Origin of the sequence: Terrirubrum flagellatum (genome assembly GCF_022059845.1) — a bacterium.
Classification (GTDB): domain Bacteria; phylum Pseudomonadota; class Alphaproteobacteria; order Rhizobiales; family Beijerinckiaceae; genus Terrirubrum; species Terrirubrum flagellatum.
The window spans coordinates 80,197-103,586 of the sequence record NZ_CP091851.1; the positions used below are offsets into that span (position 1 = coordinate 80,197).

18 protein-coding genes are annotated in these 23,390 nt (G+C 63.9%); 6 read left to right on the forward strand and 12 right to left on the reverse strand.

Features of this window, described 5'->3' with window-relative positions; all coding sequences use genetic code 11:
• Window positions 1–17: 17 nt before the first annotated feature.
• The 4 genes from L8F45_RS00440 to L8F45_RS00455 all read right to left on the reverse strand — a co-directional run bounded on the left by L8F45_RS00440 (window position 18) and on the right by L8F45_RS00455 (window position 4,013).
• Complete coding sequence (locus tag L8F45_RS00440; protein WP_342360924.1) at window positions 18–815, reverse strand: ABC transporter permease; 798 nt, start codon at window positions 813–815, stop codon at window positions 18–20.
• A 100-nt stretch (window positions 816–915) separates the two neighbouring features.
• The gene (locus L8F45_RS00445; protein WP_342363589.1) at window positions 916–1,689 is read right to left on the reverse strand and encodes a carbohydrate ABC transporter permease; all 774 of its coding nucleotides are present in this window, start codon (window positions 1,687–1,689) and stop codon (window positions 916–918) included.
• Window positions 1,690–1,780: 91 nt separating this feature from the next.
• Entirely contained in the window at window positions 1,781–2,629 is an 849-nt protein-coding gene (locus L8F45_RS00450; protein WP_425330049.1) for a carbohydrate ABC transporter permease, read from the reverse strand.
• A gap of 94 nt (window positions 2,630–2,723) precedes the next feature.
• The gene (locus L8F45_RS00455; protein ID WP_342360925.1) at window positions 2,724–4,013 is read right to left on the reverse strand and encodes an ABC transporter substrate-binding protein; all 1,290 of its coding nucleotides are present in this window, start codon (window positions 4,011–4,013) and stop codon (window positions 2,724–2,726) included.
• Between the two features lie 327 nt (window positions 4,014–4,340).
• Between L8F45_RS00455 and L8F45_RS00460 the strand changes: the two genes are divergently transcribed.
• Complete coding sequence (locus L8F45_RS00460; protein WP_342360926.1) at window positions 4,341–5,603, forward strand: Gfo/Idh/MocA family protein; 1,263 nt, start codon at window positions 4,341–4,343, stop codon at window positions 5,601–5,603.
• A gap of 3 nt (window positions 5,604–5,606) precedes the next feature.
• Here the strand turns inward: L8F45_RS00460 and L8F45_RS00465 are convergent, their stop codons facing one another.
• From L8F45_RS00465 to L8F45_RS00480, 4 genes are read right to left on the reverse strand one after another with little or no spacing between them, the layout of a single operon-like run.
• Window positions 5,607–8,726, reverse strand: a complete 3,120-nt coding sequence (locus tag L8F45_RS00465; protein WP_342360927.1) for an efflux RND transporter permease subunit — start codon at window positions 8,724–8,726, stop codon at window positions 5,607–5,609.
• A gap of 7 nt (window positions 8,727–8,733) precedes the next feature.
• Window positions 8,734–11,898, reverse strand: coding sequence for an efflux RND transporter permease subunit (locus L8F45_RS00470; protein WP_342360928.1), 3,165 nt, complete (start codon window positions 11,896–11,898; stop codon window positions 8,734–8,736).
• On the reverse strand, window positions 11,895–13,226 hold the full coding sequence (locus tag L8F45_RS00475) for an efflux RND transporter periplasmic adaptor subunit (protein WP_342360929.1): 1,332 nt from the start codon (window positions 13,224–13,226) through the stop codon (window positions 11,895–11,897). Before L8F45_RS00475 ends, L8F45_RS00470 begins: the two co-directional genes overlap by 4 nt.
• Window positions 13,223–14,704: an efflux transporter outer membrane subunit gene (locus L8F45_RS00480; protein ID WP_342360930.1), complete on the reverse strand. Its 1,482-nt coding sequence runs from the start codon at window positions 14,702–14,704 to the stop codon at window positions 13,223–13,225. Before L8F45_RS00480 ends, L8F45_RS00475 begins: the two co-directional genes overlap by 4 nt.
• 257 nt (window positions 14,705–14,961) lie before the next feature.
• On the opposite strand from L8F45_RS00480, the gene L8F45_RS00485 reads away from it, so the two are divergent.
• Window positions 14,962–15,654, forward strand: coding sequence for a glutathione S-transferase family protein (locus tag L8F45_RS00485; protein WP_342360931.1), 693 nt, complete (start codon window positions 14,962–14,964; stop codon window positions 15,652–15,654).
• Window positions 15,655–15,673: 19 nt separating this feature from the next.
• Here L8F45_RS00485 and L8F45_RS00490 read toward each other — a convergent pair whose 3' ends face one another.
• Window positions 15,674–16,315 carry an alpha/beta hydrolase gene (locus tag L8F45_RS00490; protein ID WP_342360932.1) on the reverse strand — a complete coding sequence of 214 codons (642 nt, stop codon included), beginning with the start codon at window positions 16,313–16,315 and terminating at the stop codon, window positions 15,674–15,676.
• Window positions 16,315–17,247 (reverse strand): ring-cleaving dioxygenase, encoded by a 933-nt coding sequence (locus L8F45_RS00495; protein WP_342360933.1) that lies wholly within the window; start codon window positions 17,245–17,247, stop codon window positions 16,315–16,317. Before L8F45_RS00495 ends, L8F45_RS00490 begins: the two co-directional genes overlap by 1 nt.
• A gap of 183 nt (window positions 17,248–17,430) precedes the next feature.
• Here L8F45_RS00495 and L8F45_RS00500 point away from each other — a divergent pair, with 183 nt between their 5' ends.
• Complete coding sequence (locus tag L8F45_RS00500) at window positions 17,431–17,868, forward strand: DoxX family protein (protein ID WP_342360934.1); 438 nt, start codon at window positions 17,431–17,433, stop codon at window positions 17,866–17,868.
• A gap of 65 nt (window positions 17,869–17,933) precedes the next feature.
• Here L8F45_RS00500 and L8F45_RS00505 read toward each other — a convergent pair whose 3' ends face one another.
• Entirely contained in the window at window positions 17,934–18,368 is a 435-nt protein-coding gene (locus L8F45_RS00505) for a nuclear transport factor 2 family protein (protein WP_342360935.1), read from the reverse strand.
• Between the two features lie 179 nt (window positions 18,369–18,547).
• Window positions 18,548–20,089 carry a UxaA family hydrolase gene (locus L8F45_RS00510; protein ID WP_342360936.1) on the reverse strand — a complete coding sequence of 514 codons (1,542 nt, stop codon included), beginning with the start codon at window positions 20,087–20,089 and terminating at the stop codon, window positions 18,548–18,550.
• 83 nt (window positions 20,090–20,172) lie between these two features.
• Here L8F45_RS00510 and L8F45_RS00515 point away from each other — a divergent pair, with 83 nt between their 5' ends.
• The 3 genes from L8F45_RS00515 to L8F45_RS00525 all read left to right on the forward strand — a co-directional run bounded on the left by L8F45_RS00515 (window position 20,173) and on the right by L8F45_RS00525 (window position 23,319).
• Window positions 20,173–20,742 carry a LemA family protein gene (locus tag L8F45_RS00515; RefSeq protein ID WP_342360937.1) on the forward strand — a complete coding sequence of 190 codons (570 nt, stop codon included), beginning with the start codon at window positions 20,173–20,175 and terminating at the stop codon, window positions 20,740–20,742.
• A 7-nt stretch (window positions 20,743–20,749) separates the two neighbouring features.
• Entirely contained in the window at window positions 20,750–21,838 is a 1,089-nt protein-coding gene (locus L8F45_RS00520; RefSeq protein ID WP_342360938.1) for a M48 family metallopeptidase, read from the forward strand.
• Window positions 21,839–22,149: 311 nt separating this feature from the next.
• Window positions 22,150–23,319 (forward strand): fumarylacetoacetate hydrolase family protein, encoded by a 1,170-nt coding sequence (locus tag L8F45_RS00525; protein WP_342360939.1) that lies wholly within the window; start codon window positions 22,150–22,152, stop codon window positions 23,317–23,319.
• Window positions 23,320–23,390 lie beyond the last annotated feature (71 nt).

Below are 23,390 nucleotides of genomic sequence, written 5' to 3' on the forward strand. Positions count from 1 at the left end.
TGATGATCCGCTCTTGATCAGGCGGTTGCTTGAAATTCATTGCGATGGCTCGCATGCCACGGCACCACGAGCCTCTCGCAGAGATCGACGATCCAGAACAGGATCACGCCGATTAGCGCGAGAATGACGAGCGCAGCGAACATGGTCGGCAGTTCGAAATTGCCGATCGAGCGCTGCAGCACAAAGCCGATGCCGGAATTCGCGCCGACGAATTCGCCGACCACGGCGCCGACGACGGCGAGCGTCACAGACACTTTGAGCCCGGCGAAAATCGCCGGCATCGCATGGGGCAGGTTGACCATGGTGAAGGTCTGCAGCCACGACGCCTTCATGGCGCGGGCGAGATCGCGCATGTCAGGCTCAACCGATTTGAAGCCCTGCACGCCGGCGACGACGACGGGAAATACGCCGAGCAGAAAGGCGGAAATCACCTTCGGCGTCATGCCGAAGCCGAACCAGACGACGAAGAGCGGCGCGATCGCGACTTTCGGAATGGATTGGGAAAAGACGAGCAGCGGATAGAGATAGGCTTCCACCGTGCGCGATCCCGCGATCAACATGGCGAGCGGAATGCCGATGATGGCGGAGAGCGCGAAGCCGCCGACGGTCGCGATCGTGGTCGGCGCGGCCTGGGCGAGCAGCATGTCGCCTTCGTCCCACAAGGCTTTGATCACGTCATAGGGGCGCGGGATGAGATAGGGTGGAATATTGAAGATCCGTACGCCCATCTCCCACAGCACGACAATGATCGCGAGCAGCGCGACCGGCCGCGCCCAGGCGGAATCCAGCCAGGCGATTGCGCGCGATTTCGCCACTTGGTCGCTCCCTCAGGCGGTCTCGTCTGGACCGCTTCCAATCTAAGTAACCGATCGGTGACTTAGGCCCCTTGCGCCCGGCTTTGTCAAGCGGACGGGTTCAGCCGCGCAATCCTGTGGTCGCGATGCCCTGGATGAGCAGCTTCTGGAAGAAGACGAAGAAGGCGAAAACCGGCAACAACGTCAGCGTCGACATGGCGAGCAGGGCGCCCCAGTCGGACTTGCCGGTGGAGTCGACGAAGCTGCGCAGGCCGAGTTGCACCGTGTAGGAGCGCATATCGTTGAGATAGACGAGCGGTCCGAAAAAATCGTCCCAGGTGAAGATGAAGGTGAAGATGGCGGCGGTCGCGAGCGCCGGCACCGAGAGCGGCAGCACCACCATCCAGTAGATGCGCCAGGCGCCGGCGCCATCGATCATGGCGGCTTCATCGAGTTCGCGCGGAATGGTGCGGAAGAATTGCACCAGCAAGAAGATGAAGAAGGCGTCGGCGGCGAGAAACTTCGGAACCACCAACGGGAGAAAAGTGTCGATCCAGTCGAGGTTGAGGAAGAGGATATATTGAGGGATCAGCGTGACGTGATAGGGCAGCATCAGCGTGCCCAGCATCAGCGCGAACCAGAAGTTGCGGCCGGGGAATTTCAGGCGCGCGAAGGCGTAGGCCGCGAGCGAACAGGACAGCACATTGCCGATCACCGACAGGAGCGAGACGATGAAGGAGTTGACGAAGAAGCGACCGAAACTCACCTGCAGGCCGCCCCAGCCGCGGAAATAGGAATCGAGACTGAACCCTGCGGGCCAGAGCGAGGCGCTGGAGAAAATATCGCTTTCCGGCTTGAAGGAGCTCGCGAGCATCCAGAGCAGCGGATAGAGCATCAGGATCGACGCGGCGCAGAGCGCGATGTGGAAGGCGAGCGTGCGGCTCCAGTCACCGTCGCGGCGCGGAGCGTCGGCATGAAGCGTCGCATCATTCGCCATAATGCACCCAATAGCGCTGCGACAGGAAAGCGAAGGCGGTGAAGGCCGCGATGATCAGCACGAGAATCCAGGCCAGCGCCGAGGCGTAGCCCATGCGGAATAGCGCGAACGCCTCCTGATAGAGATAGAGCGTGTAGAACAGGGTCGAATCGATTGGCCCGCCTGTGCCGCCGCTGATGATGAAGGCCGGCGTGAACGCCTTGAAGGCGTCGATGGTCTGCACCACGCCGTTGAAGAAGATCACCGGCGTCAGCATCGGCAGTGTGATCTTCCAGAATTGCTGCTGCGTGCTGGCGCCATCGATCGACGCCGCCTCGTAAATCTCCTTCGGCAGCTGGCGCAGGCCGGCGAGGAAAATGATCATCGGCGAGCCGAACTGCCAGACGCTCAGCGCGACGAGCGTATAGAGCGAATAGCTGGGATTGGAGATCCAGCTCGATCCCTCCACGCCGAAGATCGCGAGGAATTTGTTGACGAGCCCATCGCCGGCGAACAACTGCCGCCAGAGCACGGCGATCGCAACGCTCGCGCCCAGCAGCGACGGCAAATAGAAGATGGCGCGATAGATCGGCAGGCCGGCGATGCCGCGGTTGAGCACCAGCGCGATGGCGAGTGCAAAGCAGAGCTTCAGGGGCACGGCGAGCGCGACATAGAAGAAGGTCACGCCCATCGCTGCAGCGAATTTCGGATCGTTGGTGGCGATGCGCACATAATTCGCCGCGCCGATCCAGCGCGGATCGCGGATCAAGTCGAAATCGGTGAAGGAGAGATAGAGCGAGGCGACCGCCGGCCCGAGCGTCAGGCCGAAGAAGCCCGCGAACCAGGGCAACAGGAACATATATCCTGCGCCTCCGCGCCAGCGGAAGAATGAGAAGCCCGCTGCGCGCTCGGCGCGCGCAGCGCGATGGGAAATTGCAATCGACATTCCGTCTTCAGCCGCGCGCGAGAACGCCTTTCGCCTCGGCCATGAATTGCTTGGCGCCATCGGCGACCGAGAGACGGTTGAAGCCGATCTGCTCGTTCACCTTGCGCAGCACGAGCTGGATCTCGCCGGCGCCTTGCGGCGGAGGCGGCGGCAGCGCGCTCACCTTGTCGCTGACGAAGGCGACATAGTCGGCCATGCTCTTGCTGAGTTCGTCGAGGGTGGGCTCGATCGCCTTGCGCACGGCGTTGGAGGCGGGAACGCCGCGCTCGACGCCAAGGGTGCGGCCGGCTTCGAGATCATTGACGAAGAAGTCGAGCAGCTTCGCCGCCGCTTCCGGCGACTTCGTTCTGGAATAGACGCTCATGAGCTGCGACGGCTTGAGATATTGTCCCGGCTTCGCGCCGGCGCCGCCAGAGGGATACATGCTCAGCGCCAGCTTGCCCTTGCTCAGCGCCTGGAAGCCGACAAGTTGATTGGAGTGCGCGAGCACCATCGCCGACTTGCCGAGCGTCAAGAGACTTGTATCGATCTCGCCCATCTCGAGCGCCTGCACTTCGGCCGTGGCGCAGCCGCCGCGCTTGCGCAGGCCATCCCAGAGAGCGAACCAGTCGCCGATGTCGGCCTCGCCGAAGCCGAGCTTGCCTTCCTCATTGTAGAGTTCGCGTCCGCGCTGACGCAGAAACACCTCAAGCGCCGGCTCATAGCGGCCGCCGTCATGAATGCCGAAATAATCCTTCTTCTTTGTCGCCTTGGTGAGCTCGACGGCGAAATCGCCGATCTCCTGCCACGACATGTTCCAGGTTGGAACCTTGAGGCCCGCAGCCTCGATCGCAGTCTTGTCGTAGATCATCGCCGTCGAGTTGAGGCCGAGGCTGATGCCGTAGATTTTCCCATCGACCTTGCCGCTGTCGACGGCGGCCTGGCTGAATTCGTTCAGTGCGAGCTGCTTGCCGACAAAGGGATCAAGCGCCATGAGCCCGCCGCGGCGCGCATATTCGAAGATATAGCGATAATCCATCTGAATGAGATCGGCGGCGTTGCGGCCGGCCGATTGCGTGGCGAGGCGCGGCCAGTAATCCGTCCATCCCAGCGACTCGCCGGCGACGGTGACGCCGGGATTTTTCTGCTGATAAAGCGCGTTCACCTTGTCGGTGCGTTCGGCGCGCTCTTTCGAGCCCCACCAGAAGACGCGCAGGCGCACATCTTCAGCGAAGGCCGGCGACCATCCGCCAGCAGCGGCGGCGACCACCGCGCCAGATTGCATCAGCCGCCGGCGCGTCAGGTGCGATGATGTCATGACGGTTCCTCCTCGTTCTCGCCGTTCGACGGCCGAAATGCGAGCGCGCGCAATCGCGCGGGCCTCGTGCTTGCCGAGACAGCGGCGACCTCACGCGCGGAGAAGGAGAGGGCCCATTGCGCATCATGCGACAACCCGCCGCGCGTGAAGGGCGCAGCGCGAGCGATTTCCGTCCCCTGGCGCGAAACGGTCATGCAACCGTCTCTCTTTTTTGTTGGCGGATATGCGTCCGCCTTCTTGTAACCGACCGGTTACAAGCTAGTTTGGAGCCGTGCTAAAAGTCAAGGCGGCGGTCTTCAGGCAAGCTGCGATCAAGGGAGCGAAGCTGTGGCGGCATCGGGCGAAACGGCGCGCGCGGACGCGGATCCGAAACTCTCGAACAAGCGGCGCGTGGCGCTGGTCGGCGCCGGCCATCGCGGCGCGGGAACCTGGGGCCGCGAGCTTGTCGCCTTGTGCAGCGACTGGATCGATTACGCCGGCGTCTGCGACATCAACGAGCTGCGCATGGCGCGCGCCCGCAAGGCGATCGGCGTCGATGCGCCGATGTTCACCGATCTCGGCGAGATGCTGGCGAAGACGCGCCCGCACACCGTCATCGTCTGCACGCCCGACTATCGGCATGATGATCACATCGTCCAGGCGCTTGAAGCCGGGTGCGACGTCATTACGGAAAAGCCGATGGCGACGACGGCGGAGAAATGCCGCCGCATTCTCGATGCGGAAAAGCGCACCGGGCGCAAGGTCGAAGTCGCCTTCAACTATCGCTTCGCGCCGACCGCGAGAACCATCAAGACGCTGCTCGCCTCCGGCGTCATCGGCGACATCGCATCGGTCGATTTCCACTGGTATCTCGACACCCAGCACGGCGCGGATTATTTCCGCCGGTGGCACGCCTATATCGAGAATTCGGGCAGCCTGTTCGTCCATAAGGCGACCCATCATTTCGATTTGCTGAACTGGTATCTTGGTGCCGATCCAAAGGAGGTTTTCGCGCGCGGCGATCTCGTCCATTACGGCCGCAACGGCAAATTTCGCGGCACGCGTTGCAAGACCTGCGTCTACAAGAAGGAGTGCGGCTACTATTTCGATATCGGCAAGAGCGAATGGCTCGAGATGCTTTACGAGGAGCCGTCGAATGAGGACGGATATTTGCGCGACGCCTGCGTGTTCCGCGAAGATATCAACATCCCTGATACAATGAACGCGTCGATCCTCTATTCCAACAATGTCCAGGTCTCCTATTCGCTGAACACCTTCATGCCGATCGAAGGCTATCATCTCGCCTTCAACGGCCATAAGGGCCGCATCGAGATCAGGCAGTATGAGCGCCAGCCTTGGGAGACGCCTGATTATGACGAGATTCTTGTCATCAAGAATTTCATCGGCGTCGAGCGCGTGCGCGTGCCGCACCAGACTGGCGGGCATTTCGGCGGCGACGTCGCGCTGCAGACGATGATGTTCAAGCCGGATCAGGAGGACCCGCTGGGTCAGAAGGCGGGCGCGCGCGCCGGCGCCATGTCGGTTCTCTGCGGCGTGGCCGCCGTCAACAGCATGAAGTCGGGCAAGGCCGTCGCGGTCGAGATTCCCTGATCGCTATTCCGCCGGAACGGGAGCGGCGGCAACGCGCGAAGGCGCCTTGCCGCGCCAGCGATTGACCCTTTCAGAGAGCCGGTCGAAGGCGAGATAGATCGCCGGCGTCGTGTAAAGCGTCAGCAATTGTGACACGAAGAGGCCGCCGACGATGGTGATGCCGAGCGGCCGGCGCAACTCGGAGCCCGGCCCCTCGCCGAGCAGCAGCGGCAGCGCGCCGAGCATCGCTGCGAGCGTCGTCATGGTGATGGGGCGGAAACGGTCGTGGGCGGCTGACAGGATCGCGTCACGCGGCGACGCGCCGGCGCGGCGCGCGACGAGCGCCTGATCGACCAGCATGATGCCGTTCTTCTTCACGATGCCGATGAGAAGGATGACGCCGATCAGCGCGACGAGCGTCAGATCGACGCCGGCGAATTGCAGCGCCAGCAGCGCGCCAAGCCCGGCGGACGGCAAGGTCGAGAGAATCGTCAGCGGGTGGACGAAGCTCTCATAGAGGATGCCGAGCAGGATATAGATCGTGATCAGCGCCGCGACGATGAGCACCGTCTGATCATTGGCGCTGCGCGTGAAAACGGCGGCGTCGCCAGCGAAATCCGCATGCAGAGTTTCAGGCAAATGCAGCTCCGCAACCGCCTGACGAATCTCCTGCGTCACCTGGCCCAGCGAAGCGTCAGGTTGCAGCGTGTAGGTGACCGTAATCGAGGGATACTGCCCCTGATGGTTGACCACGAGAGGCGCGAGCGTGGTCTCGCGTCTGACGAGGCCGCTCAGCGGCACCTGCTTGTTCTTGGAGTTGGTGACGAATACCTTGTCGATCGCGCTGGGGTCGCCATAGTCGCGGGGCGACGTCGCCATCACCACGCGATACTGGTTGCGCTCGGCATAGATGGTGACGATCTGGCGCTGCGAGAACGCATTATTCAAGGCGGCGTCGATCGCCGAGATGCTGACGCCGAGTCGCGCCGCGGCGTCGCGATCAATCGCGAGCGTGATCTGAAGACCGCCGGCCTCCTGATCGGTGGAGACGTCGGTCAGGCCGGGAATCAAGCGCAGCCGCTCCGCCACTTTGGGCGCCCATGTGCGCAATTCGTTGAGATCAGCGCTCCAGAGCGTGAATTGCTGATCCGATTTTCCCTGTCGGCCGCCGGCGCGCACATCCTGCACCGGCGTGAGATAGACGCTGAGGCCGGTGACGCTCCGCAGTGAATTACGCAGGCGCGCGATGACTCGCTGCACCGATTCCTTGCGCTCGTCGACCGGTTTGAGGCTGACGAACAGGCGGCCGGAATTGCCGCCCGAGATCCAGCCGGAGGAGCCCATGAAGGAGCCGACATGGGCGACGCCGTGATCGGCTGAGACAATCGCCGCAGCGCGCTCCTGCAATTGCTTCAGCGCTTCAAACGAGGTGTCGGTGGAGGCTTCCGCCCAGCCGAACAGCAGCCCTGTGTCGTCCTGCGGAAAATAGCCCTTCGGCAATGTCTGGAAGAGGTGAACCGTCCAGCCGATCGTGCCCGCCATGACAAGGAGCAGAACCCAGGACGCGCGCAGCGCGAATTTCAGCGAACGCACATAGAGGCCAGCGACCCAATCGATCGCGTGTTTCATGCCGTCCTGAAGCCTCGCGGAAAAACCCGTCTCCGGATGCGCCTTGAGAAGCTGGCCGCACATCATCGGCGTGACGCTGAGCGCGACCAGCGTCGAAGCGGCGATGGCGTAGGCGACGGTGAGCGAGAATTCCTGGAAGAATTTTCCGACGATGCCGCCCATGAAAAACAGCGGCACGAAGGCGGCGACAAGCGAGAGGCTGATTGCGACGACGGTGAATGCGATGCGGCCGGCGCCTTCGATGGCCGCCTGTAGCGGCGGCATGCCCTTCTCGATGCGCTGGATGACGCTCTCGATGACAACGATCGCATCCTCGACAACGAATCCGACGGAGATGGCGAGCGCCATCAGCGAGAGATTGTCGATGGTGAAGCCCGCAAGCCACATGCCGGCGAACGCGCCGGCGAAGGCGAGGGGGATGGTCACGCCGGCGGCGAGCGTTGGCACCGTGCGGCCAAGGAAAAGAAAGACGATCGCCATCACCATGCCGATCGACAGAAGCAGCGTCTTCTGCATGTCGACGATGCTGGCGCGCAGCGTCACCGTGCGATCGGACATCACCTGCACATCGATGTCTTCGGGAATCCAGCGCTTGAGATCAGGCAGCAGCGCATTGATGCGGCGAACCGTCTCGACGACGTTGGCGTCCGCCGCCTTTGTGATCGTGATCAGCACGGCGGGGCGGCCGTCGTAGGTTCCGGCGGCGCGGATGTTGCGCACGCCCTGCGTCACCTTCGCGATGTCGGTCAGCCGAACCACCGTGCCGTTCGAGCCGCGCAAAGTCAGCGTCTTGTAGGCGTCGGCGCCGTTCATTTGCGCGTTGAGGCGGATCGTCTCCGCCTGATGCGGCCCGTCGAATGCGCCGAGCGGCCCCATGGCATTGGCGTTGACGATCGCTGTGCGGATCTGGTCGAGCGTGAAACCGGCGGCTGCGATAGCTGTGGGGTCGACTTCGACGCGCACCGCGGGCTGTTCCGCGCCGCTGACGGAGGCTTCGGCGACGCCCTGCACTTGCGACAGGCGCTGCACCAGCACGGTGTCGGCGGCGTCATAGAGGCCGCTTGTCGGAATGGTCTGCGAGGTCAGCGCCAGAATGAGGATCGGTTGCGCGGCGGGATTCGCTTTCCTGAATGTCGGCAAGGTCGGGATGTCGGAGGGCAGGTCCGTCATCGACGCATTGATCGCGGACTGCACATCCTGCGCCGCCTTGTCGATCGGGCGCGCGAGATCGAACTGCACGGCGATGGTGGTGGAGCCGAGATTGCTGCGTGACGTGATTTCGGTGACGCCGGCGATGGTCGCGAGCCGGCGCTCCAGCGGCGCCGCGACGCTCGACGCCATGGTCTCGGGGTCGGCGCCTGGCCGGCTGGCGCTGACGCGAATGGTCGGGAGATCGACGGTCGGCAGGCTGGAGACCGGCAACTGGCCGTAGGCGACGAAGCCGATCAGCAGAAGACCGATCGCCAGCAAGGTGCTGGCGACGGGTCTGCGGACGAAGGGCTCGCACAGGTTCATCGATGCGTCATTCCCCCGGCGTCGGGTCGAGCGCGAGCGACATTTGCTGCGGCTCTGTGCGATGGCGGCGCAGCCGATCGAGCGCGAGATAGATCACCGGCGTCGTGTAAAGCGTGAGCGCCTGGCTGAGCAGCAAGCCGCCGATGATCGAGACGCCGAGCGGCATGCGCAGCTCCGCGCCGGGACCTTCGGCGAGCGCGAGCGGCAGCGCGCCGAACAGAGCGGCGAGCGTGGTCATCATGATCGGGCGGAAACGCAGCCGGCAGGCTTCGACGATCGCGTCATGCGAGGACAGGCCGCGTTTGCGTTCGGCGTCGAGCGCGAAATCGATCATCATGATCGCGTTCTTCTTCACGATGCCCATCAACAGCACGATGCCGATGACGCCAATCACAGTGAGATGCTCGCCGACGACGGTCAGCGCCAGCAATGCGCCGATGCCGGCGGACGGCAGCGTCGAAAGAATCGTGATCGGATGAATGAAGCTCTCATAAAGCACGCCGAGCACGATATAGATCGCGATCACCGCGGCGAGGATGAGCAGCGGCTGGTTCGCCAAAGAGGATTTGAATTCCGCCGCTTCGCCGAAGAAGGAGCCGCTGATCGTATCGGGCATGCCGATCAATTTTTCCGCGTCGGCGATGGCGGTCACCGCGTCGCCGAGCGATTGGCTCTCGGCAAGATCGAAGCTGATGGTCGCGGCGGGGAACTGCTCCTGCCGGCTGACCGCGAGCGGCGACGTCACGCGCTCCAGCGCCGCGAAGCTTGCCAGAGGCACCTGCGTCGACGCGGTGCTGAGCGTGGTCGTCGTGGTCTGCTGGATGGTCGAGGTCGACTGGTTCACCGCGGAGCCCGGAAACCGCATCGAACCCAGCGTATTGGGATCGACGCGATAGCGCGGATCAACTTCGAGCACGACGCGATACTGGTTTGCCTGGCCATAGATGGTGGAAATCTGGCGTTGCGCGAAAGAGTCGTTCAACACATCGCTGATCGATTGCATCGACACGCCGAACTGGCCCGCCTTGATGCGGTCGACATTGACGCGCGTCGTCAGGCCCTGATCCTCTTCGATCGACGCGACATTGCGGAAGCGCGGATCAGCGCGCAACACGTCCATCAGACGCGCTGACCAGCGCCGCACTTCGGCGCCGCTCGTTCCGACGAGCGTATATTGATACTGGCTCCAGGACGAGCGCGTCGCGATCTGCACGTCCTGCACCGGCTTGACGAAAGCGATGAGGCCCGGAACCCGTTCGAGCTTCTCTTCAACCTCATGAGACACAGTGCGCGCCGAGCGCGCGCGCTCGGCATGCGGCTTCAGCGATACGGTGAGGCTCGCCGCATTCGGCGTCGGGTTCGCGGAACCGGTCCCGACGACGGCGCTGACGGATTCCACCTCGGGAATCGCGCGAATCGCTTCAACGGCCTGCGCCTGATACTGCGTCATGGCGGCAAAGGATGCGTCCGGCGAGGCGCGGATCACCACATTGATCAGGCCCGTATCCTGATCGGGCAGGAAGCTCTTGGGCATCCAGACATAGAGCCCGATGGTGACGCCAAGCGTCAGAAACGTCACCGCCAGCGTCGCGCCCTGCCAGCGCAGCACGAAAGCGAGCGAACGCTCGTAAGCCCAGGCGAGGCCGTCTCCCATGCGCGCGACGAGGCCGGGTTTGTCGACCTTCTTCTCGACGTGATGGCGCAGGAGTTTCGCGCACATCATTGGCGTCAGCGTCAGCGACACGATCGCCGACACGACGACGGCGATCGAGAGGGTCAGCGCAAATTCGCGGAACATGCGGCCGACAAGGCCGCTCATGAACAGCAGCGGAATGAACACCGCGAGCAGCGACGCGGTCAGCGAAATCACGGTGAAGCCGATTTCGGCCGAGCCTTTGTAGGCGGCCGTCTCGTCATCCTCGCCTTCCTCGCGGTGGCGGGCGATGTTCTCGATCATCACGATCGCGTCGTCGACGACGAAGCCCGAGCCGATGGTCAGCGCCATCAGTGAAAGATTGTCGAGGCTGAAGCCTGCGAAATACATCACGCCGAACGCGCCGATCAGCGACAGCGGCAGCGCGACGCCGGCGATGATCGTCGCCGACCAGGTGCGCAGGAACAGCAGCACGACGAGAATGACCAGGCCGACGCTGAGCGCCAGCGTGAACTGCACATCCTTCACGGAGGCGCGGATCGCGCCGGTGCGGTCTGAAACCACCGCGAGCGTCACGTCCTGTGGCAATGAGCGCGAGAGCCGCGGCAGCTCGGCCTTGATGCGGTCGACGGTGGCGACGATGTTCGCGCCGGGCTGCCGCTGGATGTCGAGAATCACGGCCGGCGAGCCGGTGAGCCAGGCGCCAATGCGCTCATTTTCGAAACCGTCCGTCACCTTGGCGACGTCGCGAAGCAGGATCGGCGCGCCGTTGCGATAGGCGATGGTGACCATCGAGTAAGCCTTCGCCGTGGTGATCTGATCGTTCGCGGCGATTGCGTAGGCCTGGCTCTTGCCGTCGAGCGATCCTTTCGGCGAAGACACATTGGCGCCGGAGACCGCCGTGCGCAGATCCTCCATGCTCATATTCAGGCTCGCGAGCGCGGACACATCGGCCTGCACGCGCACAGCGGGTTTGAGGCCGCCCTGAATGGTGACATGGCCGACGCCAGAGATTTCGCTCAGGCGCTGCGCGAGCAGGCTGTCGGCGGAGTCGGAGAGATCGCGAAGCTGAACGGTCGGAGAAGTAATCGCCAGCGTCATGATCGGCGCGTCGGCTGGATTCACTTTCGCATAGACCGGCGGGTAGGGCAGCGTGCGCGGCAGCGTCGAGCCCGCGGCGTTGATCGCGGCCTGCACATCCTGCGCGCCGCCATCGATATCGCGATCGAGATTAAATTGCAGTGTGACCTGGCTCAAGCCGAACGAGCTCGTCGAGGTCATCGTCGTCAGCGCCGGAATCTGGCCGAGCTGGCGTTCGAGCGGCGCGGTGACGAGCGCGCTCATGGTCTCGGGGTCGGCGCCGGGCAGCGCAGTCGTCACGGCGATTGTTGGAAAATCGACCTGCGGCAGCGACGCGACGGGCAGATTGCGATAGCCGAGCACGCCGCCGATCAGCACCGCGACGGCGAGCAGCGTCGTCGCCACCGGCCGCGCGATGAAGGGCGCCGAGACGCTCATGATCGCTGTCGCTGACCTCGGGCGGGCTGATCGCCGGAGGTTTGTCCGCCGTCGGTGTTGTTGTTGCGTCGCCGGCGCTCCTGCGGCTGCTCGCCGTTGGGACGCTGCGGGCGCGGCGGTGGCGCAACAGCCGGCGCTTCGCCCGGCTCGCCGCCGGACACGCTGATCGCCTTGCCGTTCGACAGGCGCGCGAAGCCTGTCGTGATGACGGACTCGCCCGTCTGCAGGCCGTCCGTGATGACGGCGATCTCTTCGTCCTGCAGCGACGCCTTCACCTGCCGCACCATCGCCTTGGAGTCGGCGTCGACGATATAGACGAAGAAGCCATCGGGGCCGCGTCGCAGCGCGGGCGTCGGAATGACCTTCGCCTGAGCGAGCAGCGCCACCTGCACGCGCGCGCTGACGAATTGCCCGGGCCATAGCTTGAGCTGTTCGTTGGCGAAACGGGCCTTGAGCTTGAACGTGCCGGTCGTCGTATCGATCTGGTTGTCGACGACTTCGAGCGTCCCGACAGCGATGGAGCTGCGGCCGTCCGCCTCCATCGCCTCGACCTTCACCTCGCCCTTGGCCATCGCCTCATTGACGGCGCCGAAATCGCGCTGCGGCAGCGAGAACAGCACGGAGATCGGCTTCACCTGCGCGATCGTCACGATGCCGGTCGCGTCGCCCGCGCGGACGATGTTTCCGGCGTCGACGAGGCGGATGCCCGTGCGTCCATCAATAGGCGAGCGGATCGTCGTGTAGTTGAGATAGGTCTTGGCGTTGTCGATCGCCGCCTGATCGGACCTGATCTGCGCTTCGAGCTGCGCCACCATCGCTTTCTGGCCATCAGCCTGCTGCTTTGAGCCGGCGTTGGTCGCGGCGAGCTTTTCGTAACGTTCGAGATCGATGCGGGCGTTGGCGACGTTGGCCTCGTCCTGCGCCTTCTTGGCGACCGCCTGATCATACTGCGCCTGATAGATCGCGGGATCGATGCGGGCGAGCACGTCGCCGGCCTTCACGTCCTGGCCTTCGCGAAACTCAACCGAGAGAAGCCGGCCGTCGACCTGCGAGCGCACCGTGATCGAGGCGTAGGCCTGCACGTTGCCGATGCCGTCGCGATGCACCGGCACGTCGCGCGCGATCACTTTCGAGGCGAGAACAGGAACGGTCTCGTCAGGCGAGCCGCCGCCGAACCGCCGGCCGCCACCGCGGCCTCCTCCGCCTCTGCCCGGACCGGCCTGCTGTCCCTGCGTTGGAGCCTGCTCCTGATGAAACCACCACCAGGCGCCGCCGAAGCTTGCGCCAGCCGCGCAGACAGACAGCAGAAGGACACGCGACCACCTCATCGCTGGGGTTCCTCCGCCATCGGCGCCGTGCTGTTCAAGAGGCCGTTCGCTCCCGCCTTATCGTTTCGCGCGATCCGCGTCACTTGCGGCCGGTCGGCGAAATCGCCGCCCAGCGCCTGAAACAGGCTGACGGAGGCCTGTAACCGCGAGAAGCGGCTCTGGGCCAATGAAGTTTGAGCCTGAAAAAGCGTCTGTTGTGTGTTCAATAGCGTCACGAGATCGATAGTGCCCTGGCGCAGCCTTTCCTCCGAGAGGTTGAAGGCGGTGCGCGCCTTGTCGACGGAGACGCGAAGGGCGGCGTCGCGGCGATCGCTCTCACGGATGGCGACCAGCGCATTCTCGACGTCGGTCAACGCAGATACGATCGATTTGCGATAGGTCTCGAGGAGTTCGCGCCGCTGCGCGTCGCTGAGATCGACCTGAGATTGCAGCTTGCCGCCATCGAAAACTGTCTGCGTCAGCCCGGCCGCGATGGAAAAGAAAGCCGATTCCGGCCGGAACAGCGTGCGCAGCATGGCGCTCTGGAAGCCGCCCTGTCCGGTCAGTTCGATCGACGGCAGCAGCGCCTTGCGCGCGGCGTCGAGATTGGCGTCGGCGGCGGCGAGCGAGGCTTCGGCCGCGCGAATGTCAGGGCGGCGCAGCAGGAGCGCCGAAGGTATTCCGGGCGCAACGCGAGGCGCCGCGAGTCCGCCAAACGCGGCGGCGCGAACCTCGAATCCCTGAGGCGGCCGGCCAACGAGCAGCGCCAGCGTCGTGCGCGCATTTGCGGCCGTCTGCCGCAAAGGCGGAATCGAGGCGCGCTGGTTGGCGACGAGCGACTCCTGCTGGGCGATGTCGAGCGCCGTGCCGGTGCCGGCCGAAAGTCGTTGCTGGATGACGCCGAGAATACGCTCGGCGCTGCGCAGATTGTCGTTGGCGATGCGCAGCTCTTCGAGCGCGAGCGCATATTGCAGATAGGCGTTGATCACGCTGCCCTGCGTGGTGAGACGCACGGCGTCGATCTGGAAGGCGGAGGCTTGCGCCGTCATTTCGGCCGCGCGCTTTGAGTCGCGCAGCTTGCCCCAGATATCGAGCACGTAGCTGGCGCTCAGGCCGACATCGAGCGAGCCGCGCGGCTTCGGCGAACTGATGAAGCCGGTCTGCGTTGTGCCGGAGCTGCGCGAGTCCTGCGCGTCGGCGGAAAATCCAACGGTCGGAAAAAGCGCCGCGCCCGATACGCGTGCCTGCGCGTCGGCCTGATCGAGCCTCGCCATCGCCGTGGCGATATCGAAGTTGCCGCCCTCGGCCATCGCCACCAGCCGGTTGAGCTCGGATGAGCGAAAGCGCGTCCACCAGCGATCGAGGCGCGGTTCGGATGTGCGGCCCGGCGGTTCGGAATAGCGCTGCGGAATGATGAAGGTCAGGCTGCGATCAGCGGAGGGATCGGCGCATCCGGCGAGCGCAAGGGCCGCGAAAGCCGTCGTCAGCCCAATTCGCACAGAACCCGCGTCGGCTCGACGCAGCCGACCGGGGACGCTGCGCCAGGCTGACACCGACTCGCACTCCATACCGCACCATATCCTGCCGTTCGTTCGCGTGGAATTTAACATTTGGCAAGGTTGGGCGCGGGGCGCGATTGTCGCATGAGGTCGTTTCCGGCCGCCCGCTAAGGCGTTTGCGCCGGGCGGTTCTGCGCACGATCTGCTTGTCCCACGCGCGCGGCCGGCGGAATATCGGCCATCCCATGAGGCTGACCATGATCAAGTTCTATTTCAACCTGTCGCCGAACCCGATGAAGGTCGCGCTGTTCCTCGAAGAGGCGGAGCTTCCCTATGAGGCGATCGCCGTCGACGCGCGCAAGGGCGAGCAGTTCGCGCCGGATTTTCTCGCGATCAATCCGAACGGCAAGGTGCCGGCGATCAAGGACGGCGAGACAGTCGTCTTCGACAGCAACGCGATCCTGCTCTATCTCGGCGAGAAGACCGGAAAATTCATGCCCGCGAATAATCCGGCGGCGCGTGGTGAAATGCTGTCATGGCTGATGTTCGTCGCGTCAGGGATGGGGCCATTTCTCGGCCAGGCGGTGCATTTCAAGAATTTCGCGCCGGAGCCGATCCCTTACGCGAACACGCGATACCAGTTCGAGGCGAAGCGCCATCTTGATATTCTCAACGAGAGGCTTGCGAGCCGGCGCTACATGCTCGGCGACGCCTATTCGATCATCGACATGCAGGTCTGGGGCTGGGCGCGCATGACGACGTTCATTCTTGGCGACGACGCCTGGACTGGTCTGCCGAATCTCAAGCGACTGTTCGACGAGATCAACGCGCGTCCGGCGACGCAGCGCGTCAACGCGTTCCGCGAAGCGCAGGCCGGCAAATTCAAGGCGCAGATGGACGACGAGGCCCGCGCCCACATGTTCAGGCATCTCGCCGGACAGGCTGCCTGAGCCTGCCCGGCGAGGTTTTTTAGCGTTCCGCGAACCAGCGCGCCGCAATCGTCGCGTCGGCCTGGGTGAGCCCGTGGCCGGCCGGGAGGACCTGACGCCTGACATCCGCGCCGGCTTCCGTCAGGATATCGGCCAGCCGGCCGGAATTATCGGCCGGCACGATCGAATCCATCGCGCCAGAGAGGATGAGCACGGGCTTGCCCGTGAGATCGGCTTTGGGCGGCTCGGACAGCGGCGTCATCGCCCGCAGCAGGGCCGCGCCGGCCAGAGCCTCGGGCCGGAGCAGCAGCATCGCCGCGGCGATGTTCGCGCCATTGGAGAAGCCGACCGCGATCGGCGTCGCGAGCCCGTAAGCTTTGCGGGCCTCGGCGACAAAGTCGGCCAGTTCGTTGGCGCGCCTGATCACGTCCTCTTCGTCGAAGACGCCTTCCGCCAGCCGGCGGAAGAAGCGCGGCATGCCATTCTCCAGCACCTTGCCGCGCGGCGAGAGCAAGGCCGACCCCGGCGCGACCATGCGGCCGAGCGAGATCAGGTCGTTCTCGTCGCCGCCGGTGCCGTGCAGGAGCAGCAGCGGCGGGCGGCTTTCGGCCGTCGCCGGCTCGAAGCGGTGAAGGAAGGAGAGCTCCGTCGGAGCTCTCCTGTCAGCAGCGATCGCGGCCATCACGCGAGCTCCGGCAGCACGGCTTCGATCTTGTCGCGCAGCGGTTCGAGCGGCGCCGGCAGCTTCAGCGCCAGGCCGAGCGACTCGACCGGCTCATCCGCGGCGAAGCCGGGAATGTCGGTCGCGATCTCGAACAGCACGCCGCCGGGCTCGCGGAAATAGACCGAGCGGAAATAGTTGCGGTCCTTCTGCTCGGTCGTATGCACACCGTGCTTCTCCGCGAGCTTGCGCGCCATCTCCGCCTGCGCGGCGTCGTCCGCGGCGCGGAAGGCGATGTGATGCACCGAGCCGCCGCCCTGACGTCCGCGTGGGAAATCGCCGACAACGCGGAGATCGACGATGCCGCCGATCTCGGTGTCGCCCGCCTTCAGCCGGATGGTCGCCTCTTCGCGGGCGACTTCGTTGAAGCCGAACACGTCGGTCAGGATTGCCGCCGTCGCGTCGCCCTTCTTCAGCAGAAGTGTGACGCCATGGAAGCCGCGAATGGCATATTCGACCGGGATTTCGCCGTCCGACCAAGCTTCCTCGCTTTCCGCGCCGGGAACGCTGACGAGCGCGAGCCGCATGCCGTCTGGATCCCTGAACGAGATCACCGTCTCGCCGAAAGATTTGCGCGCCGGCTCATGGGCGACGCCCTTTTCGAGCAGGCGATGGGTCCAGTAGCCGATGGCGCTTTCGGGGATGCGGAAGCTCGTCTCCTGGGTCTCGCCAACGCCGAGCTGACCGGGCGCGACATGCTCCCAGGGGAAGAAGGTCAGGATCGTGCCGGGCTGGCCGGTCTCGTCGCCGAAATAGAAGTGATAGGTGCCGGGATCGTCGAAATTCACCGTCTTCTTGACGAAGCGGAGCCCGAGCGTGCGGGTATAAAAATCATAATTACGGCGCGCGGGTCCCGCGATCGCCGTGACGTGGTGGATGCCGTTGCGGGCCATGGATGTCCTCCTGCCGTGGGATGGGCCTGTTGGACGCAGAGATAGAGTGTTCCCGCCGGCGGGCCATGGGCAAGTTCTTGCGTCAGTGCAAATTTGATCGTGCAATCAGGTCGATTGATTTGCAAAATCGAAATCGGCATTTTCCGCTTCACACGGACCGCCCCGGTCCATCTGGAGATTGCCATGATCGACACCCGTCTTGCCCCCTACGGCGTCCTAGTGTTGCGCGTCGCGCTCGGCGTCATGTTCATCGCACACGCCTATCTCAAGCTCGCGGTCTTCACCGTGCCCGGCTTCCAGGGCTTTCTTGCGCAGATCGGCTTGCCGACCTTCCTCGCCTGGCCAACCATCCTCGCCGAGCTGATCGGCGGCGTCGCGATCCTGGTTGGCTTTTATGGCCGCGTCGCGTCGGTCGCGCTGCTGCCGGTGCTGCTCGGCGCCCTGATGGTGCATGCGCCGAACGGCTGGCTGTTCAACGTTCCGAATGGCGGCTGGGAATATCCGGCGTTCCTTGCGGTTGCGGCGCTCGCTCACGCGCTCATTGGCGATGGCGCTCTTGCCGTGAAGCCTGCCGTGTTGCCGGAATCGCTTGGCGGCCGTCCGCACGTCCGCGCTGCGTAACACTGCAACCAAACTAAAAAGGCGGCGTGTTGCGTCGCCTTTTTTTATTTCACATCAACGCATGTTCAATGCAGTTCGTCGGGCCGCGCCGCAGCCAGCGCCCGCGCCGTGTCGAAGAATTCGTAAAACTCAACGGCCTTGCCGTCTTTGAAGCGCCAGGAATCGGCTTTCGGAGTCCACACGCTCTTGCCGGTCGCCCGCGACTTCCAACTGCAATAACCCAGCATCACGATACGATCGCCCTGAGCGACGAAATGCTCCGCCTCGAACTCCAGCATCTCCCAGTTATCGACGATATTGGTGAGATAGTCCCTGATGTCTTCGCGCGTCGTGGCGAAGTTCATGTATTCCATGGGGCTTGCGCCCTGAATGAGCGAGCCGAATGCGATCTCGTTGGCGCAGAGGGAAAGCCAGATGTCGACGCTGTCGCCCTTGGTGTCGCGCCACATGCGATAGGCATGGCGCAACTTCTCGACGTTCTGTTCCAATTCCGACGTCATGTCCCCAACCAATGCGCTCAAATCAAAGTCCCGGCGCTCGATTCGTAATCTTTGGCGCGCCAGGCGAGAATAAGGTGAAACACGTAAGCGTTTGAAATCTGCGTGAATGATGCAAAAAGCCGGCGCGCCTTCACGCGGCGGAGATATTATTCTCTTTGTCTGGGTACATTGTTGTTTGGTTACATTGTCGCGCCGATCGTCCAGGGCACGAACTCAGCGTCGCCGTAACCGAGCTCTTCCGATTTGCTGCGCTCGCCTGACGCGACGCGCAGCACGCGCTCGAAAATCTCCTTGCCCTTCTCCTCGATCGACACGCCATCAACGACGTCGCCGCAATTGATGTCCATGTCGTCGATCATGTGATGATACATGGCGCTGTTGGTCGCGAGCTTGATTGACGGCGTCGGCTTGCAGCCATAGGCCGAGCCGCGGCCGGTGGTGAAGCAGAGAATATTCGCGCCGCCGGCCACCTGTCCTGTCGCGGCGACGGGATCATAGCCCGGCGTATCCATATAGACGAAGCCTTTGGCGGTGACCGGTTCCGCGTAGCGATACACGGCGTTCAACGTCGTGGTGCCGCCTTTCGCGGCGGCGCCGAGCGACTTCTCCAGAATCGTCGTGAGGCCGCCGAGTTTATTTCCTGGAGACGGATTGTTGTTCATCTCCATTTTGTTGCGCTCGGTGTATTCCTCCCACCACTTGATGCAGTCGACGAGCTGCTCGCCGACTTCGCGGTTCTTCGCGCGCGCAGTGAGAAGATGTTCGGCGCCGTAGATTTCAGGCGTCTCCGACAGGATCGCCGTGCCGCCGTGATGGACGAGCAGATCGACCGCCGCGCCAAGCGCCGTGTTCGCGGTGATGCCGGAATAGCCGTCGGAGCCGCCGCATTGCAACGCAAGCACGAGCTCTGACGCCGACACCGTCTCGCGAGTTGCTTTATTTGCAACCGGCAGCATCTCCTTGATGGCGGCGACGCCGGCCATGACGGTCTTCTTCGTACCGCCGACCTCCTGGATGGTCATGGTGCGGAACATCTCGCTTTCAGCGACGCCATAGGCGTCCTTCCAGCGGCCGATCTGGAAACCTTCGCAGCCAAGACCGACCATCACCACGCCCGCCATGTTCGGGTTCGTGGCGTAGCCCCACTGGGTGCGCTTCAGGACCTCATAGCCCTCGCCCTTCACGTCGAGCGCGCAGCCGCCGCCATGCACCAGCGGGATGACTCCATCGATGTTGGGATAGTCGTCGAGAATTCCCGAGCGCTCGATCTCCTGCGCCATGAATTTCGCGACCGTCGCTGAACAGTTCACTGACGTCAGGATGCCGATATAATTGCGCGTGCCGACCTTGCCGTTGGCGCGGCGATAGCCCTCGAACGTCGCCTGCTGCGAGAGCGGGAGAATGATCTCCTCCTTCGCCTCCTGCGCGAAACGATAGTCGCGGCCGAAATCGCCATGCACGCCGCCCATGCCGCAATTATGCTCATGCACCCATTCGCCGGGCGCGATCGGCTTCGAGGCGAAGCCGATGATCTGGCCGAACTTGCGCACCGGCGCGCCGGCAGGGATCGGCGCCGTCGCCATCTTGTGGCCGCGCGGCACGCGCTCCGAAACCTTGACCCCTTCGATGACTGCGCCGGGATCGAGTTGGTCGACCGCGACCATGACATTGTCTGAGGCGTGCAGGCGCAGGGCGCGCGAAGCTTTGGCGGGAGCATTCATGGCTTCAACTCGTCTTCCCCTAAGGCGGCGAACTGTGCGAACATCGCAAAAATGCGCAGAGGACGCCGTCGAAGGGGATATATATGAGCATGGGCTGGATTCTACTCATTATTCTGATCGGCCTCGTTCTCTGGGCCGTCGGCGTCTATAACGGGCTCGTCACCCGCCGGCAGCGCGCCAATCAGGCCTTCGCCGACATCGACGTCCAGCTGAAGCAGCGTCATGACCTGATCCCGAACCTGGTCGAGACGGTGAAGGGCTACGCCGCCCATGAGAAGGGCACGCTCGAGGCGGTCGTTCAGGCGCGCAACACGGCCCTGTCCGCGCCGCAGGGCTCGCCGCAGCAGGCCCAGGCCGAAGCCCAGCTCACCGGCGCGCTCGGACGCCTCATCGCCCTGTCCGAAGCCTATCCCGACCTCAAGGCCAACGCGAACTTCCAGCAGCTTCAGACCGAGCTGTCCGACATCGAGAACAAGCTTGCCGCCGCGCGCCGCTTCTTCAACAGCGCGGTCAGCGAATACAACGCCTCGATCGAGAGCTTCCCCGCCGTGCTGCTGGCGCGCCAGTTCGGTTTCCAGCCACGCGAATTCTTCGATGTCGGGACCGAGAGCCGCACCGCGATGGACGCCGCGCCGCCCAGCGTGAAGTTCTGAGGCGGCGATGGCCGCCGCCTTCGGGCTCTACACCCATATCCAGGCCAATCGCCGGCGATCGGTCATTCTGATCGCCGGGCTGTTTGCGCTCATCCTCGTGCTGGCCTTCGCGGCCGATCTGATCGCGGAAGCGTTCATGAGCTACGGCACGCTGCAGGACATGATGCAGTCGGCGCTCCGGCGCACGATCTCGATCTCGCCCGTCATTGCGATCGGCGTCGCAATCTGGCTGCTGATCGCGTGGAAGATGCATCAGTGGCTGATTGATCGCGTCGTCGACGGTCATGTCGTCACGCGCGCGGAGGCGCCGGAGCTCTACAACCTGCTTGAAAATCTCTGCATCTCGCGTGGCGTCACCATGCCGACGTTGCGCATTGTCGAGACCGACGCGATGAACGCCTTTGCGACCGGCCTCAACGAGAAGCAATATTCGATCTCGGTGACGCGCGGCCTGCTGCAGGGGCTCGACAAGCGCGAGCTGGAAGCCGTGCTTGGTCACGAACTCACGCACATCCGCAACGGCGACGTGCGCGTGATGGTGATCGCCTCCGTCATCGCCGGCATCGTCACCTTCTTCGGAGAACTGATCTTTCGCCTCATCATGCAGGGGCCGCACATCAATATCCGCGGCCGCGGCGACAGCGAGGAGGAACGCAAGAGCGGCGCCGGCGCCGCAATGGCGGCGATCGCGATTGCGCTGCTGCTGATTGGCGCGGCCTGGTTCTTGTCGCTCGCCTTGCGCTTCGCCCTGTCGCGCTCGCGCGAATATCTCGCGGACGCCGGTTCGGTCGAATTGACCAAAGATCCCGACGCGATGATCTCGGCGCTCATGAAAATCTCCGGCCACGCCGAGATTCCGCATGTGCCGTCAGGGCTCATGGAAATGTGCATCGAGAACCACAAGGCCGGCATCGCCGATCTCTTCGCCACCCATCCCCCGATCGAAAGCCGCATCGAGGCGCTGGTGCAGCATGCCGGCGGCCATATGCCAGCGGAGACGCAGGCGCCTACGGAGCCTCCGTCTCCTGAGCAGCCGTCGGTTCCGGTTTTTCCGCCGCCTTCGCCGGGCGCTCCCCAGCGCGGACCATGGGGCTAGCGGGGCGTCTTACTTGAAGTTTTTTCGCGGCAGTTCGCGATTGGCTTTCCCTCTCCCCGCCTGCGGGGAGAGGGCGGCATTCGCCGCGCGATGCGTAGCGTCGCCGCGAAGCGAATGCGGGTGAGGGGGAGTTGTAAGTCGCCCCTCATCCGGCCGCTTCGCGGCCACCTTCTCCCCGCAGGCGGGGAGAAGGAAGCTCGCGCGACCGCATCAAAATCAGATGTGATCGCTCGGCAGGAGAGGCGGCCGGCATTGCCATACCGGCTCCCATCCGTCATCACCTGCGTCCGTCTTACTTGTCAGGCGATCACATGAAACTCACCGTCGAATCCACCTTGCCTGTCGATGGCGCCAAGGGCGCGCTTGCGGGCCGCGTCTGGCGTCCCGACGTGAAGGGTCCGTCCGTTGTCGCCGTGCGCGAGGAGGGCGTATTCGATATCTCGAAATCCTTCGCCACCATGCGCGATCTCTGCGAGATAGCGAATCCTGCAGCCGCGCTCGCGTCAGCGAAAGGCGAACGGCTGGGCTCGATCGCGGATATTCTCGCCAACACGGCGCCTGAGGGCCGCGACGCCGCGAAGCCTTATTTCATCGCGCCGATCGACCTTCAGGCGGTGAAGGCGGCGGGCGTCACCTTCGCGATCTCGACGCTGGAGCGCGTCATCGAGGAGCGCGCGCGGGGCGATCTCACGGCGGCGGCGCGCATCCGTATCGAAGTCAACCAGCTCATCGGCGGCGATCTCGCCACGCTGAAGCCTGGCTCCGCCGAAGCGATGAAGCTCAAGCAGCTCCTGATCGAAAAAGGCTGGTGGAGCCAGTATCTCGAAGTCGCAATCGGGCCTGACGCGGAAATCTTCACGAAGTGCCAGCCGATGGCGTCTGTCGGCCCCGGCGCCGATGCCGGTCTCAATCCGGGATCGAGCTGGAACAATCCTGAACCCGAAGTCGTGATGGTGGTGTCGTCGAAAGGCGCGATCGTCGGCGCGACGCTCGGCAACGACGTCAATCTGCGCGACTTCGAGGGACGCTCGGCGCTGCTCTTGTCGAAGGCGAAGGACAACAACGCATCCTGCTCCGTCGGTCCCTTCATCCGCTTCTTTGATGCGAGTTTCTCGCTCGACGATGTGCGCTCGACGACGGTGACGCTGAAGGTCGAAGGCAAGGACGGCTTCACGCTTACCGGCTCATCCTCGATTGCGAAGATCAGCCGCGATCCCGCCGATCTCGTCTCGCAGGGGATCAACGCCAATCATCAATACCCCGACGGGTTCGTGCTGTTCCTCGGCACCATGTTCGCGCCAATCGAGGATCGCGACGCGCCGGGCCAGGGCTTCACGCATAAATATGGCGACATCGTCACCATCGCCGCGCCGAAACTCGGCGCGCTTAGCAACGTGATGAAATCGAGCGCCGACTGCCCGCCCTGGACCTTCGGCGTCGGCGCGCTGATGAAGAATCTAGCCCAGCGCGGACTACTTTAGCGCGGCGCGCGTTCATATTGAATCGCTGCGCCGCTCTATCGTTTAGTTGTCGCAACGTTTCCGCGGAAAAC

Excerpts from the sequence above, each read along its gene's own strand:
- L8F45_RS00445 (WP_342363589.1), bottom strand. The coding sequence starts at position 1,689 with ATGCTCTATCCGCTGCTCTGGATGCTCGCGAGCTCCTTCAAGCCGGAA.
- L8F45_RS00450 (WP_425330049.1), bottom strand. The coding sequence starts at position 2,629 with ATGTTCCTGTTGCCCTGGTTCGCGGGCTTCTTCGGCCTGACGCTCGGG.
- L8F45_RS00455 (WP_342360925.1), bottom strand. The coding sequence starts at position 4,013 with ATGACATCATCGCACCTGACGCGCCGGCGGCTGATGCAATCTGGCGCG.
- L8F45_RS00465 (WP_342360927.1), bottom strand. The coding sequence starts at position 8,726 with ATGAACCTGTGCGAGCCCTTCGTCCGCAGACCCGTCGCCAGCACCTTG.
- L8F45_RS00470 (WP_342360928.1), bottom strand. The coding sequence starts at position 11,898 with ATGAGCGTCTCGGCGCCCTTCATCGCGCGGCCGGTGGCGACGACGCTG.
- L8F45_RS00475 (WP_342360929.1), bottom strand. The coding sequence starts at position 13,226 with ATGAGGTGGTCGCGTGTCCTTCTGCTGTCTGTCTGCGCGGCTGGCGCA.
- L8F45_RS00485 (WP_342360931.1), top strand. The coding sequence starts at position 14,962 with ATGATCAAGTTCTATTTCAACCTGTCGCCGAACCCGATGAAGGTCGCG.
- L8F45_RS00490 (WP_342360932.1), bottom strand. The coding sequence starts at position 16,315 with ATGGCCGCGATCGCTGCTGACAGGAGAGCTCCGACGGAGCTCTCCTTC.
- L8F45_RS00495 (WP_342360933.1), bottom strand. The coding sequence starts at position 17,247 with ATGGCCCGCAACGGCATCCACCACGTCACGGCGATCGCGGGACCCGCG.
- L8F45_RS00500 (WP_342360934.1), top strand. The coding sequence starts at position 17,431 with ATGATCGACACCCGTCTTGCCCCCTACGGCGTCCTAGTGTTGCGCGTC.
- L8F45_RS00505 (WP_342360935.1), bottom strand. The coding sequence starts at position 18,368 with ATGACGTCGGAATTGGAACAGAACGTCGAGAAGTTGCGCCATGCCTAT.
- L8F45_RS00510 (WP_342360936.1), bottom strand. The coding sequence starts at position 20,089 with ATGAATGCTCCCGCCAAAGCTTCGCGCGCCCTGCGCCTGCACGCCTCA.
- L8F45_RS00515 (WP_342360937.1), top strand. The coding sequence starts at position 20,173 with ATGAGCATGGGCTGGATTCTACTCATTATTCTGATCGGCCTCGTTCTC.
- L8F45_RS00520 (WP_342360938.1), top strand. The coding sequence starts at position 20,750 with ATGGCCGCCGCCTTCGGGCTCTACACCCATATCCAGGCCAATCGCCGG.
- L8F45_RS00525 (WP_342360939.1), top strand. The coding sequence starts at position 22,150 with ATGAAACTCACCGTCGAATCCACCTTGCCTGTCGATGGCGCCAAGGGC.